General features: G+C 72.6%; 11 protein-coding genes. 6 read left to right on the top strand and 5 right to left on the bottom strand.

Annotated elements, in window-relative coordinates:
- The coding region (locus VFO68_RS30805; RefSeq protein WP_325161928.1) for an aldo/keto reductase at positions 1-769 on the bottom strand (769 nt) is incomplete at its 3' end.
- Between the two features lie 90 nt (positions 770-859).
- On the opposite strand from VFO68_RS30805, the gene VFO68_RS30810 reads away from it, so the two are divergent.
- The 6 genes from VFO68_RS30810 (at position 860) to VFO68_RS30835 (ending at position 11,642) form a co-directional block, all read left to right on the top strand.
- A complete protein-coding gene (locus VFO68_RS30810) occupies positions 860-1,963 on the top strand; it encodes a hypothetical protein (RefSeq protein WP_325161929.1) in 1,104 nt (367 codons plus the stop codon).
- 20 nt (positions 1,964-1,983) lie between these two features.
- Entirely contained in the window at positions 1,984-2,631 is a 648-nt protein-coding gene (locus VFO68_RS30815) for an RraA family protein (protein ID WP_325161930.1), read from the top strand.
- Between the two features lie 48 nt (positions 2,632-2,679).
- The gene (locus tag VFO68_RS30820) at positions 2,680-6,093 is read left to right on the top strand and encodes a phosphodiester glycosidase family protein (protein ID WP_325161931.1); all 3,414 of its coding nucleotides are present in this window, start codon (positions 2,680-2,682) and stop codon (positions 6,091-6,093) included.
- Between the two features lie 351 nt (positions 6,094-6,444).
- Entirely contained in the window at positions 6,445-10,140 is a 3,696-nt protein-coding gene (locus tag VFO68_RS30825; protein WP_325161932.1) for a hypothetical protein, read from the top strand.
- Between the two features lie 91 nt (positions 10,141-10,231).
- The gene (locus VFO68_RS30830; RefSeq protein WP_325161933.1) at positions 10,232-10,951 is read left to right on the top strand and encodes a TerC family protein; all 720 of its coding nucleotides are present in this window, start codon (positions 10,232-10,234) and stop codon (positions 10,949-10,951) included.
- A gap of 25 nt (positions 10,952-10,976) precedes the next feature.
- Positions 10,977-11,642 carry an HAD-IA family hydrolase gene (locus VFO68_RS30835; RefSeq protein WP_325161934.1) on the top strand — a complete coding sequence of 222 codons (666 nt, stop codon included), beginning with the start codon at positions 10,977-10,979 and terminating at the stop codon, positions 11,640-11,642.
- A 1-nt stretch (position 11,643) separates the two neighbouring features.
- Here the strand turns inward: VFO68_RS30835 and VFO68_RS30840 are convergent, their stop codons facing one another.
- The 4 genes from VFO68_RS30840 to VFO68_RS30855 form a co-directional block, all read right to left on the bottom strand.
- The gene (locus VFO68_RS30840; RefSeq protein ID WP_325161935.1) at positions 11,644-13,104 is read right to left on the bottom strand and encodes a glycoside hydrolase; all 1,461 of its coding nucleotides are present in this window, start codon (positions 13,102-13,104) and stop codon (positions 11,644-11,646) included.
- Positions 13,104-14,144: a glycoside hydrolase family 43 protein gene (locus VFO68_RS30845; RefSeq protein WP_325161936.1), complete on the bottom strand. Its 1,041-nt coding sequence runs from the start codon at positions 14,142-14,144 to the stop codon at positions 13,104-13,106. Before VFO68_RS30845 ends, VFO68_RS30840 begins: the two co-directional genes overlap by 1 nt.
- Before the next feature lie 95 nt (positions 14,145-14,239).
- Positions 14,240-14,473: a helix-turn-helix transcriptional regulator gene (locus VFO68_RS30850; RefSeq protein ID WP_325161937.1), complete on the bottom strand. Its 234-nt coding sequence runs from the start codon at positions 14,471-14,473 to the stop codon at positions 14,240-14,242.
- Positions 14,467-14,895: a hypothetical protein gene (locus tag VFO68_RS30855; RefSeq protein ID WP_325161938.1), complete on the bottom strand. Its 429-nt coding sequence runs from the start codon at positions 14,893-14,895 to the stop codon at positions 14,467-14,469. The genes VFO68_RS30850 and VFO68_RS30855 overlap by 7 nt, the downstream gene beginning before the upstream one ends.
- Positions 14,896-15,063 lie beyond the last annotated feature (168 nt).

Genomic DNA, 15,063 nt, shown 5'->3' on the forward strand with positions numbered 1-15,063 from the left:
CGGCCCACGGCTGCGCCAGCGCGGCGGCGATCGCCACCGCGTCCGGCCCGACGCCGTGCCGCCGGGCGATCGCGGCCAGCCCGGCCGGCGGCGCGACCGCCAGCCGGCCGTTGGCCAGCGTCTCCTTGAGCAGCACCAGAGTTCCGGCGGCGTGCGCGTCGGCCAGCGCCGGACCCACCGAGGGCTCCAGCACGTTCCAGGTCGACTGGACGGCGGTGAACACCGGCTGTCCGGCCACCCGCAGCGAAAGGCCGCGTTCGACCACCGCGGCCTGGTCCGGCCCGGAGGTGGAGAACCCGACCCGCACCCCCGAACCGGCAAGCTCGGCCAGCGCCGCCAGCAGCGCCTCGTTGCCGAACAGCGGGCTGTCCGTGGTCAGCGAGTGCACCTGGTACAGCCCGATCCGCGCGCCGAGCAACGCCCGGCTTTCCGCCAACTGGCCCCGGAACCGGGCCAGCGAGTGCTCCTTGACCTCGTGGACGGCCACGTCGGTGCGCCAGCCGGCGGTGTAGGCGTAGCCCCACTTGCTGGACACGGTCACCCCGGCCGGCTCGCGCGCGGTCAGCCAGCCGGCCAGGAACTCCTCGGCCCGGCCGTAGGACCGCGCCACGTCGAACCACCGCACGCCCGCGGCATACGCGGCGTCCAGCACCCGCCAGGTGGCATCCCGCATCGCGGCCACGGTCCGCTCCGCCGGCAGCGCACCGTCCCGCCCGAGGTTGATGTACGCCGGCCGTCCCAACGCCGCCAACCCGACACCCACCCGCATGACACCGCAATCTGCCATACCCGGGCCGGCGCGCGCCGTGCTTCACTGGCCCGCGCAGGAATCATCGTTTCCGACCATTGGAGTTCGGTCATGGGTCGTGCGGGTTTACGCGGGTTGGCTGGGGTCGCGGTGCTGGGCCTGGTGGTGATCGCGCCGGTGCCGGCGGGGGCGGCGACGGTGGCCGACCGGATCGCCTCGGCCGGGGCGAACTGGCGCGAGGTGCTCGCGGTTGAGCTGAAGGCGTTGCCGGACAACAAGGTCAGCGTGGCCGGCCAGCTCAGCGGGCAGGTGCTCGGCGGCACGGTCACCCTGCCCGCCACGATCACGTTGCGCGGTGACACCACGATCGTGGCCCGGGAGCTGGTCTTCACCGGCGCCGGGCTGCGGGTCGAGGCCAACGGTCATGCGCTGGCGCTCTACCCGGTGACCGCGACCCGCCGCGCGGGGGCCGGCACGCAAGGCGTGACCGTCATCGACACCAGCGCGCACGACGCGCCCTCCGGCGCCCCCGGATTCCCCGGCCAGTACGGCTACTCGGGCTACCCCGGTTCGCGCGGCCAGGACGGCTGGGACCCGTTCTTCTGCGCCGGGACCGAGGGCGGCCAGGGCGGCAGCGGGGACAGCGGCGGGCCTGGCGGCACCGGCTCCCCCGGCGAGCAGGCCAACTCCGGCGGCGACCTCACCCTGGACATCCCGGACGGTTCCACCGAGTCCTACCAGCTGATCAGTCGCGGCGGGCGCGGCGGCGACGGCGGCAGTGGCGGCGAGGGCGGCAGCGGCGGCAGCGGCGGCAGCGGCGGAAACGGCGGCGACCAGTACTTCTACTGCTACACCGGCCAGTGGCCGGGCGCCGCGGGCGGCAACGGGGGCACCGGCGCCAGCGGCGGGACCGGCGGCGCCGGGGGCAACGGCGGGTCCGGCGGCAGCGCAGGCGCCATCCAGGTGACCTACCCGGCCGGCTACAACCCCGGTTGGATCTCCTACGACAGCAGCGGCGGCGCCGGCGGCAACGGCGGCAGCGGCGGGCACGCCGGACTGCCCGGCTCCGGCGGCTGGGGCGGGTTCGGCGGGTTCGGCTACCCGTACGGTCCCAACGGCCAGCCGGGTTACGGCGGCTACTTCGGCTCGTCCGGCAACCCCGGCTACAGCGGCTCGGCGGGCGGGTCCGGCGCGGTCAGCATCACCCAGCGCTGAGCGGGCTCTACGGTTGGCCCATGCTGGCTGACCGGTTTGCGGCGGTGGACACCACCGCGATGTGCGATGCGGACAAGACCACCCGGGTGCTGGCCGAGGCGATCCGGCCCCGGTCGGCGACCCGGCGGCTGTGCGGCCCGGCGTTCACGGTGCGCTGCGGCGGCGACATCCTGCCGGTGCTGCGGGCGATCGAGGCGGCCGCGCCCGGTGACGTGATCGTCGTGGACGGCGGCGGGCGGGAGATCGCGTTCGGCGGCGAACTGTTCGCACGCGGCGCCCTGGTGCGCGGTCTCGGCGGGATCGTCGTCGACGGCGGCTACCGGGACATCGGCTACGTGTCGACCTGCCCGCTGCCGGTGTTCAGCCGCTCGGTCACCCCGATGGCCGCGCCCGCGACCGAACCCGGCGAGCTCGGGGTGCCGATCACCTGCGGCGGCGTGCCGGTGCACCCCGGTGACCTGATCATGGCCGACGACGAGGGCGTGATCGTGGTGGATCCGGCCCGGGTGGACGCCCTGCTCGACGCCGCCGCCGCGATCAAGGCCACCGAGCACCGGCTGATCGAGCGGCTGGACGCGGGCGCGACCCTCAGCGACGGCTTCAACCTCGCCGAGCACGTCGCCGCCCGCACCGCGGGCGAGCCGTCCACCCTGACATTCATTTTCTAGACATCTAGAGGTCTGGCAAATTCCCCACGGAGGCGGTTTACTCGGCGGGTGACCAGGATCGGGCTCCGCCTGCTCGTCGTTCCCCTGTTCGCCGCGTCCATGTGCACGGTCGCTCCCGCGCACGCGCAACCGCCGGTGGACACCGCCACCAGCGACAGCGCGGCCTTTCCCGGCGACGACTTCCTCGACGTGCCAGGCACGCTGGCCGCCCCGGAACCGAGGATCGAGACCAGCAGCCGGCAACGGCCGGTCGCGCCCGGCGTGACGCTGCGCTCCTTCGACCGGTACGGGCCGGACGGCCACACCGGATCGCCCGGCTGGCTGCAGGCCGACAGCCTGACCGTCGACCTCACCCGGGGCACCACCGTCGACTACCTTTTCCCCGGCCAGGTCGCCACGGGCGAGCCGCTGTCCGCGCAGGCCGCCCGGGCCGGCGCGGTGGCCGCCGTGAACGGAGACTTCTTCGACATCAACAACTCCACCGCGCCGCTGGGCGTCGGGGTCCGGTCCGGCGAGCTGATCCAGTCGCCGGACGCCGACCCGACCTGGCGGCGATCGGCGGCGATCCTGACCCCGGACGGCGTCGGCTCGGTCGGCGAGGTGTTCTTCGAGGGCACGATCACGCTGCCCGGCCGGACCGTCCCCCTGTCCGGGGTCAACAAACCCACGCTCGCCGTGGACGGGATCGAGGCGTTCACCCCGCAGTGGGGCACCTACTGCCGGTGCCGGGCCACGCAGAACGCCGGCGCGGTCAGCGAGGTCGAGGTGGTCGGCAACCGGGTCACCGCCGTGCGTTCGGCTGCCGGCGAGGGCCCGATCGCGCCCGGCGCACTGGTGCTCGTCGGCCGCGAACAGGGCGCGGCGACGCTGGCCGGGCTCGCCGTGGGTGATCCGCTGACCATCGAGTACCAGGCCCGAACCGAGCAGGGCCAACGGATCCAGGCCGCGGTCAACGGCCGGCAGCTGCTCGTGGTCGGCGGCGTGCCGCAGACAGCCAGCCAGGGCAACAACGTTCCGGCCGCACCGCGCACCGCCGTCGGGTTCTCCCAGGACGGGCGGCGGATGTTCCTGCTCACCGCGGACGGCCGGCAACCGGCCTTCGCCGACGGGCTCGGCCTGGACGAACTGGCCACCATGATGGTCGAGCTCGGCGCCTACCACGCGGTCAACCTCGACGGCGGCGGCTCCACCACGATCGTCGCCCGGGAGCCGGGCGCGGCCGCGCCGAAGCTGGAGAACCGGCCGTCCGACGGCACGGAACGGCCGGTGCCCAACGGGTTGGCGCTGTTCGCACCGCGCGGCAGCGGGCGGCTGACCGGGTTCTGGGTGCGCACCGCGCTGGACCCGGCCCGCGCCTCCGGATCGTCCACCGTGGCCGGCGGCCGCCCGGACCGGGTGTTCCCCGGCCTGGCCCGCACGCTGACCGCGGCCGGTCACGACGAGACCTACGGGCCGGCCGCCGCCACCCCGAACTGGCGCGGCAGCAACGGTTCCGTCGACCGCACCGGCGTGTTCCGCGCCGCTTCGCCCGGCACCGCCACGGTCACCGCCCACCGCGGCCCGGTGTCCGGCCGGATCCAGCTCACCGTGCTGGACCCGGTGGCCCGCCTGGAGACCACCCGGGAGCAGGTGGCGCTGACCGGCCCCGGCGAGTCGAGCACGTTCGGCGTCCTGGGCTACGACCGCAACGGGTTCGGCGCGCCGGTCGAGCCGGTGGACGTCCGGCTGAGCTACGACCGCGACCTGCTCGACATCGCCCCGGGCGCCGACGGGCAGTTCACCGTGACCGGCCGCGGCGCCACCGGTTCCGCCCTGGTCACGGTCGAGGCGGCCGGGGCACGCACCGTCGTGCCGGTGACCGTCGGGCTGACCGAGGTGAGCGTCGCCGACTTCGACGACCCGGCGGACTGGCGGTACTTCGGCGAACGTGCCACCGGAACGGCCGCACCCGCCGAGGGGCAGCAGGGCGGCGGGCTGCGCCTGACCTACGACTTCACCCAGTCCACGATGACCCGCACCGGGGGCGCCCTCGCCCCGGCCGGGCTGCGGATTCCGGGCCAGCCCAAGGCACTGCGGCTGTGGGTGCACTCCACCGGCAACGGCGAATGGGCCAGCCTGCAGGCCTGGGACGGCAACGGGACGCTGCTCCCGGCGTTCCGGGCCGGGTTCCTCACCTACACCGGCTGGCGGCAACTCGAGTTCGCGGTGCCGGCCGGCACGGTCTATCCCTTGACGCTGCGCCGGTTCTACGCCGCCGAGACCCGGGCGGACGCTGCCTACCGGGGCGACATCACCATCGACGGGCTCACCGCGCTGGTGGCGCCGCCGGTCCAGGCGCCGCCCCGGCCGGTGACCGCCGACCCGCTGATCGTGCGGGACGGCACGGTGTCCGGCTGGCGGTTCGCGGTCATGTCCGACGCGCAGTTCGTGGCCAGGGACCCGGACAGCGACATCGTCCGCAACGCCCGCCGGACGCTGCGCGAGGTCCGGGCCGCCCGGCCGGACTTCCTGATCATCAACGGCGACCTGGTCGACGAGGCGACCCCGGCGGACTTCGCGCTGGCCCGCCGGATCCTGGACGAGGAACTGGCCGGCGCGCTGCCGTACTACTACGTGCCGGGCAACCACGAGCGCGCGGACGGGACGGTGGCCAACTTCCGTGCCGTGTTCGGCGACGCACAGCGGATCTTCGACCACGAACGGACCCGGTTCATCACGTTCGACACCTCGGCCATCTCGGTGCGCGGCAGCGACTGGACCCAGCTGCGCACCCTGCGTCGGGAGCTGGACCGGGCCGGCACGGACCGCACGGTCGACTCCGTGGTGCTGGTGGCGCACGTGCCGCCGCGCGACCCGACCCCGGCCCGGGCCAGCGAACTGTCCGACCGCAAGGAGGCGGCGACCATCGAGGACTGGCTCGGCGACTTCCAGACCCGCACCGGCAAGGGCGCGGCGTTCATCGGCGGGCACGTCGGCACCTTCCACGCGTCCCGTGTGGACGGTGTGCCGTACTTCGTCAACGGCAACTCCGGCAAGAACCCGGCCACCACCCCGGACGACGGCGGCTTCACCGGCTGGTCGCTGTGGGGCGTCGGCCGCTGCCCGGCGGGCTGGCTGTCCGCCGAGGTCCGCCCGCACGTGGACACCCTCGCCGTCACCGCCCCGGCCACGCTGCCGGCCGGGTCGTCCGGCCCCGTCTCGGCCAGCCTGGTCCAAGGCCCTCGCACCGTGCCCGTGCGCTATCCGGTCAGCGCCGACTGGACCGCCTCGCCGAACGTGCACATCGGTGGTCCGCACGGGTTACGGCCCTGGCACACGGCACGGTTCGACCCGGACACCGGCACGCTCACGGCGCTGCGCCCGGCCACCATCACCCTGGCCGTCACGGTCAACGGCAGCACCGCGCGCACCACGATCGAACTGACCGCGCGGGCAGCGCCGGTCGCGCGCGCCTCGGGATGAAAGCCGCCTCCCCCGCCCGAACCGGTATCGGGCAGGGGAGGCGGACCCCCGGTCCACGGCGCCGCGGCCGAACACGCACGAATACCCCCAACTTTCACATCCGGGGTGCGGCCGGACCCGCTACCGCGCAACCGCAGGTCTAGTCGATTCAGGGTTGTGCGGTTTCCGGAATTCGAGCCGCACAAACAACCGCCACACAACGAACACGGCATCGACAGGCCCCCGGGCGCTCCGTTATGGTTCGCCGCCGCAGCCTGATGGGATCGGCCGGAAGCAGCCCACGCGGTTGGCCTCCCGGCTCACCCACCGGGACCGCATCCAGCCCGATCCGTCCCTTGGGGGTCAGGAAGAATGCCGCGTCCAGAGCGTCCGGTCGATCCGGACGGAGGCGTCGTCGCACGCTTCGCCGTCGAGCTACGGGAGCTGCGGCAACGCGCCGGCAGCCCGGGATACCGGGAGTTGGCCCGGCTGGCGCACTACTCCCCCACCACCCTCGCGCAGGCCGCGCGCGGCGACACCCTGCCCACCCTCGCCGTGACGCTGGCCTACGTGCGGGCCTGCGGCGGCGACCCGGCCGACTGGGAGGCCCGCTGGCGGGTCGCGGCCACCGCGCTCGAACCGGGCCCGGCCGGCTGCGGCGCGGACGCCCCGGCCGGTCCCGCCCCCTACGTGGGCCTGACCGCCTACGGGATCGACGACGCCGACCGGTTCTTCGGCCGGGAGGCTGTGGTGGCCCGGTTGACCGAACGGCTGACCCGGCAGCGGTTCGTGGCGGTGGTGGGCGCGTCCGGGTCGGGCAAGTCCTCGCTGCTGCGGGCCGGTCTGCTGCCGGCGATGCGCTCCGGCGGCACCACGACGCTGCTGCTCACCCCGGGTCCGCACCCGCTGGAGGAGTGCGCGGCCCGGTTCGCCGCCGAACTGCGCCTCCCACCCGCCCAGCTGCACGCCGAACTGGCCGCGCAGCCGCACAACCTCGCCCTGTCCGCCCGGTCGCTGCTGGCCACCCGGTCCTCCGACGGCGAGTTGCTGCTGGTCGTCGACCAGTTCGAGGAGGTGTTCACGCTCTGCCGGGACAACGCCGAGCGGGAGGCGTTCATCGCGGCGCTGCTGTGCGCGAGCACCCGCGAGGGCAGCCGCACCCGCGTGGTGCTCGGGCTGCGGGCGGACTTCTTCACCCACTGCGCCCGCCATCCCCGGCTGGTGGAGGCGTTGCAGGACGCGCACATCCTGGTCGGCCCCATGGCTCCCGACGAGCTGCGGGCGGCCATCACCGAACCGGCCGCCCGCGCCGGGCTCATGGTGGAGAAGAGCCTGGTGACAACGATCCTGGACGAGGCGGCGGACCGGCCGGGGGCGCTGCCGCTGGTGTCCCACGCGCTGTGGGAGACCTGGCGGCGGCGCAAGGGCGTCGGGCTGCGGCTGGCCGACTACCGGTCGGTGGGCGGCCTGGGCGGGGCGATCGCCCAGTCCGCCGAACTGGTCTACGGGGCGCTGACCCCGCCCCAGCAACGCCGGGCGCGGGACATCATGCTGCGGTTGACCGCCCTGGGCGAGGGCACCGAGGACACCCGGCGCCGCGTCGCCGCGGCGGAACTGGGCGACGACCCGGCCACCGCCGAGGTGCTGGACCGGCTCACCGCGGCCCGGCTGATCACGGTCGACGAGCAGACCGTGGAGATCGCCCACGAGGCGTTGATCGGCGGCTGGCCGCTGTTGCGGGAATGGCTTGCGGCGGACCGGGAAGCGTTGCGCGCGCAGCGCCGGCTCACCGACACCGCAGGCGAGTGGGACCGCGGCGGCCGGGACGAGGCCTATCTCTACCGCGGCGCGCTGCTCGCCCTGTGGCGCGACCGCGAGCAGGACGCGCTCAACGACGTGGAGCGGGCGTTCCTGGCGGAGAGCATCGCCCGCGAGGACCGGGAGCTGTCCGGCAGGCGGCGCCGGCTGCGGCTGACCCTGGTCGCGCTCGGCGTGATCGTCGTGGTGGTGAGCCTGCTCGCCGTGCTGGCGCTGATCCAGGCCGCCCGGGCCGCCGAGGACCGGGAGATCGCCTACTCCCGGCAACTGGCCGCCAACGCCCGCAGCCAGTTGCAGTTCGACCCGGAACTGGCGCTGCTGCTGGCCCGCGAGGCGGCGCGGATCCGGCCGACGATGGAGGCCGACGCGGTGCTGCGGCAGGCCGTCGCCGAGTCCCGGGTCCGGGCCTCGGTGCCGACCGGGCAGGGCCGGGCGCTGGTGGCGAAGTTCAGCCCGGACGGCCGCCGGCTGGCCACCGGTGGCGACGACGGCACGGTGAAGGTGTGGCAGCCGCCGGACTCCGGCTCGACGTGGGCGGATCCGGTGGTGCTGACCGGGCACACCGATCAGGTGCGGTCGCTGGTGTTCACCCCGGACGGGCGCCGGCTGGTCTCCGGCAGCTATGACGGAACCCTGCGGGTGTGGGCGCTGGACCGCGCCGAACCGCCCATCGTGCTGCGCGGCCACAAGGGCTGGGTCGGTGACGTGGCGATGGCGCCGGACGGCCGGTACGTGGCCAGCGCCGCCGACGAGGGCGTGCGGGTCTGGGACCTCGCCGCACCGGACGCCGAACCCGTGCTGCTGACCGGGCACGACGACAAGCGGTACAACAGCGTCGCGTTCTCCCCCGACGGCCGGTACCTGGCCACCACCGGCCACCGCGACGGTGTGCTGCTGATCCGGGACCGCACCGGCGGCGGCGCACCCGTCGTGCAGCGCGCCGAACCGGGCAGCCAGGGCGAGCTCGCCTACGCGCCGGACGGCCGCCACCTGATCAGCTCCAGTTTGGACGGCAGCGTCCGGGTCTGGGACCCGACCGGCGCCACCGCGCCGGTCGCGCTGCGCGGACATCAGGGCCAGGTGCTGGCGGTGGCGTACGCCCCGGACGGGCGCACCCTGGCCAGCGGCGGGCAGGACGGCACGATCCGGGTGCTCGCCGCGGGTTCGGACACCAACCCGATCGTGCTGCGCGGCCATCGCGGCGAGGTGTGGAGCGTGTCCTACAGCCCGGACTCGCGGCGGCTGGCCAGCGTCGGCACCGACGGCATGCTGCGGCTGTGGTCGGTGACGCCGCCGGGCGACCCGATGCTGCTGCGCGGGCACGACGGAGCCACCTGGAGCGCCCGGTTCACCCCGGACGGCACGCGGATCGTCAGCGGCGGGGCGGACCACACGATCCGGATCTGGACCGCGACCGGGACCGAGCGGAAAGTGCTGCGCGGGCACGACGACGAGCTGCTGGACGTGGCGGTCAGCCCGAACGGCCGGCTGGTCGCCAGCACCTCGCTGGACGGCACGGCCCGGGTCTGGGACCTCGACTCCGGGACCGGGCCGGTGTTCAAGCCGGACAAGGGAAAGGTGTGGACGGTCGCGTTCACCCCGGACAGCGGGCGGATCGTGGTCGGCGGAGACGAGGGCACCGTGCGGATCTGGCCGGCCGGCGGCGGTGATCCGGTGGTGCTGCGCGGGGACGGGGGTGCGGTCCGCGGTGTCGCGGTCAGTCCGGACGGCCGCCGGGTGGCCGGGACCGGCGGCGACGGCGCCGTACGGGTCTGGTCCATCGACGGCACCGGTCCGCCGATGGTCCTGCGCGGGCACCAGGGACCGGTGTTCAGCGTGGCATTCGCGCCGGACGGCCGGATCGTCAGCGGCGGGCACGACGGCACCGTGCGGATCTGGCCGGCAGGCGGCGGCGAGCCGGTGGTCCGGCACGGCCACCAGGGTCTGGTGTGGGGCATGGCGTTCAGCCCGGACGGCCGGTACCTCGCCACCTCCGGCAACGACGGCGCCATGCGCGTCTGGCGGTCCTCCGGCGACGGCGAACCCGTGGTCTTCCAAGGATTCCTGTCGACCGTGGAGAGCGTGGCGTTCGCCCCGGACAGCCGGACCCTGCTCACCACGCACGAGGACGGCACGGTGCGGGTGCAGCGCTGCGAGGTCTGCGGCTCGCTCGACGAGGTGCGCGCGCTGGCCGAGGACCGGATCTCCCGGTCCCTCACCGCGGACGAGCTACGGATCTACGGCCGGTGACCCGACGAGACGGATCGCCCTTCTCATGGCACAGTGGTTCGTGAGCGATATGTCCGAATCAGCCGAGTGAGGTGGCGTTTCGTTGGGATGGGTGACCAGTCCGGAGCTCTGGCTGGCCTTCGTCACGTTGTTGCTGTTGGAGATCGTGCTCGGCATCGACAACATCGTGTTCATCTCGATCCTGGCCGGCCGGTTGCCCGCCAACCAGCAGGCCCGGGCCCGCACCATCGGGCTGTCCCTGGCGCTGATCACCCGCCTGCTGCTGCTCGCGTCGCTGTCCTGGGTGATCGGCCTGACCGAGCCCTGGGTCACCCTGTGGGGCCACGAGCTGTCCGGCCGCGACTTCATCCTGCTGCTCGGCGGCCTGTTCCTGCTCGGCAAGGCCACCGTCGAGCTGCACCACCATCTGGAAAGCCACGAGCAGCAGTCCGGCGGCCGGCGCGCGGCGACGTTCGGCGCGGTGGTGGGCCAGATCGTGGCCATCGACATCGTCTTCTCGCTGGACTCGGTGATCACCGCGGTCGGGATGGTCGAGCAACTGTCCATCATGATCAGCGCGGTCGTCGTGGCGATGGCCGTGATGCTGCTGCTGTCCGGCCCGATCAGCACCTTCGTCAACAAGCACCCGTCGATCAAGGTCCTCGCGCTCGCGTTCCTGCTGCTGATCGGCGGCAGCCTGATCGCCGAGGGTCTCGACTTCCACGTCCCCAAGGGCTACGTCTACGGCCCGATCGCCTTCTCGGTCTTCGTCGAGTCGATCAACCTCGCCGCCTCCGCCCGCCGCGAACGGGCCAAAGAACCCAAGTCCTGAGATGGGAACGGGTACAGACCGGCGGGTGCGTGGGGTGTTGTTCGACTCGGGTGGCGTCCTGATCCGCCCGAAGGGTGGGCGCTGGAACCCGCGGTACGACTTCGAGGCAATCGTCGTCGCTGCCCACCCGAACACCCCGGCCGAGCTGTTTCCGGAGGCGTTCGATGCCGGGGAGCGGTTCATCGACGCGGTGGGCACCTCGGCGGGTCGCACCGACTACCACCGAGCCATGTTGCGGGTTCTGGGCATCCACAACCCGTCCGCGGCGCTCCTGCACGAGTTGGAGGCGCCGCCGGCACGGCCGGCCGTCGAGGTCTTTCCGGATGTCGAGCCCGTCCTCGACCAGTTGCGCGCCTGGGGTGTCGGCATGGCGGTGGTGTCGGACAACTGGGCCGGACTGGAGGTCACCTACCGCAGTGTGGGCATCGAGCACTACTTCGCGGGTTTCGCCATCTCCGCGGTCGTCGGTTGCCGCAAACCGGATCCGCGGATGTACGCGGCCGGTAGCGACCTTCTCGGTCTCCAGCCCGAAGAGTGCCTGTTCGTCGATGACGATCCGCGGCTCGTCTCGGCCGCGGTCCAACTCGGCTATTCCGGGGTCGCGCTGATCCGTGCTGGCCGGCCCGTCGCGTCCGTGCGAGTGATCACCACGCTTGCCGAGTTGCCGCCCATCGTCTCGGGCCGGCACTAGGTCAGGCGACCCCGTCGATCTGCACGGTCTGCACCGAACCGGCCGGGAACGGCACCGCCAGCAGCCGCCCGTTCGGACGCAGGTCGGTCCGCTGGACGTACCGGTCGGCGCCGGCCGGCACCGTGGTCCACCGGGCGACCGGGGTGGCCGGCACGGTGGCGAACCGGGACAGGTCGAAGGTGATCGTCTGCGCCGCGCCGGGGTTGGCGCCCACCAGAACCAGCCGCCGTGCCGCGGGATCGTAGGCCGCGGCGGCGTTGTCGACCGCAGTGCCGATGATCCGCATCCCCGGCCGGATGTGCCGGGTGAACTGGGCCAGCACGTAGAGCTTGGTCTGCACGGCGCCGGACCGCAGGGTGTTCGGGTCGTAGTGGATCAGCGCCCAGTTCGGGCTGGGATCCATGACCTGCCAGAACACCCACGCGGTCGGGTGCAGCCAGCGCAGGTCCAGCAGGATGTTGCGCGCCATGGACAGGCCGGTGCCGTCGTTGTCGCCGGTCTCGGAGTTCCACAGGATCTTGCCGGCCGCCCGCACGTCGTTGTACAGGAGGTCGCGCCGCCCGCCGGAACCCTGGTAGCCGTGCACGTTGACCTGGTTGACCAGCGCCCGGGTGGCCGGATCGTAGCTGGCCCAGGTGGCCCGGGCGACGTCGTAGTTGGTCTCGTCGGAGGCCGCGATCATCGTGCCGGACAGCCCACGCAGGTTCAGCTCGCTGCGCAGGTGACCCAGAATCGTGCGCTGGATGGCGGCGTCGATGTGGCAGCCCTCCTGGGAGCCGTCGGCCCGCCAGAAGTTGGAGGTGGCCTCGTTGAACGCCTCCACGGTGCGGAACGTGACGCCCCAGCTGGTCCGGGCGCGCTGCGCCACCGCGGCCAGGTGCGCGGCGTGCTGGCGGTAGTTCCAGGACTGCAGGTTGTTCCCGGCGTTCGCCGCACCCGACGGGTTGTGGTTGAGGCACATCCACCACATCGGTGAGTTCGCGAACAGCTCGGCGATCGCCCCCCGAGCCACGGCCTTGACCAGCGCCGCCCGCTGCCTGGCGTCGACCGACCAGTTCCAGGCCGCGGAGTTCGGGTCCTCGTTGGTCCAGTCCTGCCAGTAGCCCTCGATCTGTTTGAACGGCGGGATGTTCGGGGAGGCGACCATCCGCTCGCCGAGCACGGTGTTGAAGCCGCACGCGCCCAGGTTGTACCGGGCGATGTTCATGCCCAGACCGGGCAGCGGGATGCCTTGGTAGGTCACCGTTCTCGTGGTGAACCACAGGTCGGCGAGGTCGTCCCGGTCGCCGAACACGTTGGCCCACCAGGCAAGCGAGGTACCCCACCCCTCCCAGCGGCCGAAGTCGGCGACCGGGTCGACGAGCACGGTCTGGTCCGCGCGTGCCGTCCCGGCCAGCACCGTGCCGGCCGCCGCGGCGCCGGCGGCGGCCAGGACCGCCCGGCGCCCGACCTCCCGCGCCATTACTGGGCCGGCTCGCCGGACGGCGCGGGTACCTGGGCGCCCAACCGGACCGGGGTGCCGAAGTTGGGCGTCCCGTTGGCGTTCCAGGTGATCTTCTGTGCCCGGGTGCTCCGGTTCATGTCGCAGCCGCCCGGCGTGCTCGTCGCGTGGTAGACGATCCAGTCCTCGGTGCCGTCCGGTGACTTGAAGAAACCGTTGTGGCCAGGGCCGAACACCCGGTTGGCGTCGTTGCGCTGGAAGACCGGCTGGGGGGACTTCACCCAGGAGGACTGGTTGAGCGGATCGCCGCCGTTGTAGGTGAGCAGCCCGATCTTGTAGTCCGGGGTCGAGCAGTGGCTGGCGGAGAACGCGATGAACGTCCGGCCGTTGCGCTGGATGACCTCCGGGCCCTCGTTGACCGCGCCGCCGACCCGCTCCCAGCTCAGCGTCGCGCTGGACAGGATTCGCCGGGTGCCGCTGGCCGTCCACGGGTTGGACAGCGGGCGGATGAAGGCGGGCTGCGCGCCGTTGAAGAACGTGCCCAGCAGGTAGAGCCGGCCACCCAACTGCAGGATGCTCCCGTCCAGCTCCCAGGTGTTGTTGGCAACCGGGTCGAGCATGTCGGCCTTGAACGTGTAGGGCCCCATGGGATCGAGGCCGGCGCTCTCGGCGACGTGGATGCGTTGGGTGTTGAGGTTGAACGGTTCCCGGCCGGCGGTGTAGTAGAGGTACCAGCGCTGCCCGTTGGGACCGTTGAGCAGATGGAACTCCGGCGCCCACATGGTGCCCGCCGCGGTGGGCCGGGTCAGCCGGAACACCACGGTCTCCGGCGCGGTCGCCAACCCGGCCAGCGTGCGCGCCCGGCGCATCGTGATGGTGTTGTTCCAGGTCGTGGCCGCCAGGTAGTAGTTGCCGTTGTAGTACTGCAGCCACGGGTCCGGCCCGCGTTGGGCCAGCGGGTTGGCGAAGGTGCCCGCCGCGCTCGCCGAGCCCACCGACAGCATGCTCGCGGCCAGCACCGCCGCCACCGCCATCGCTACCCGCGCCAGCCATGACCGCATGCCAATCACCCCTAGCATCCGCAGGATCCCGGTAAGTGACCGAGCTTACCCGTCGTTCGGAGTTGCGTACAGCATTCGAAATGCCGAACATCCTGCTACGGCAACGTTTCCGGCTGATCCGGGTACTGGAAAACGTCGTCCAGCGGCACCCGGAAAACCCGGGCGATCTGGAAAGCCACCTCCAGCGACGGCGAGTACCGCCCCTGCTCGATCGCGATCACGGTCTGCCGAGTCACCCCCAGGTGGTTGGCCAGGTCCGCCTGGGTCATCTGCCCGTGCTCGAAACGCAGCGCCCGAATCCGGTTGGTGACCCTGGTCGGCTTCACCATGACTGGAAACCCTTGCGGTAGGCGAAGATCTTCGCCACCGACCCGACCACCGCGGACAGCACGAACGCCAGATAGATCACGTTGGCGATCCAGAAGTGGGCCAACTCGACCATCGCCATGAGCATCGCCGCCACCGCGCCGATGATCACAAAGGACTGTCCGATGTAGTCACCGAGCCGCCCGATCTCCCGATCCCGTTGGTCCTTGCGCCGGTCCGCACCCGTTGCCAGCGCACCGAACAGGATGTGCAGCACGATCGACACCACGATCGCCGCGGCCACGATCCACAGCAACGTCCACGCGTAGGACACCTCGACCAACGGACCGTCCCCGGCCTTGGCCAGCACGATCACCACGTAGGCCAGGTAGCCGAGCACCGACACCACGAGCATGATCCACGCCCGGATCTCCTCGACCGCCACGGCCACCCCTTATGTAAAACAAACTTGACACGGCCGAACGTAGGCCCACCCACCCCCCATGTCAAGTTTTCTTGACCCCGCAACCCGGTTTGCCGCGGCACTCCCGGTGGTACACGCCGTTACGAAGGTCATGGACCACCTTCAAGCAGGTAACCGTGGAAGACAGCG

Origin of the sequence: Actinophytocola sp. (genome assembly GCF_035712165.1) — a bacterium.
Taxonomy (GTDB): domain Bacteria; phylum Actinomycetota; class Actinomycetes; order Mycobacteriales; family Pseudonocardiaceae; genus DASYTH01.

Bases quoted from the DNA above. Each gene is read 5' to 3' on its own strand.
- VFO68_RS30810 (WP_325161929.1), top strand. From the start codon at position 860: ATGGGTCGTGCGGGTTTACGCGGGTTGGCTGGGGTCGCGGTGCTGGGC.
- VFO68_RS30850 (WP_325161937.1), bottom strand. From the start codon at position 14,473: ATGGTGAAGCCGACCAGGGTCACCAACCGGATTCGGGCGCTGCGTTTC.
- VFO68_RS30815 (WP_325161930.1), top strand. From the start codon at position 1,984: ATGCTGGCTGACCGGTTTGCGGCGGTGGACACCACCGCGATGTGCGAT.
- VFO68_RS30825 (WP_325161932.1), top strand. From the start codon at position 6,445: ATGCCGCGTCCAGAGCGTCCGGTCGATCCGGACGGAGGCGTCGTCGCA.
- VFO68_RS30840 (WP_325161935.1), bottom strand. From the start codon at position 13,104: ATGGCGCGGGAGGTCGGGCGCCGGGCGGTCCTGGCCGCCGCCGGCGCC.
- VFO68_RS30845 (WP_325161936.1), bottom strand. From the start codon at position 14,144: ATGCGGTCATGGCTGGCGCGGGTAGCGATGGCGGTGGCGGCGGTGCTG.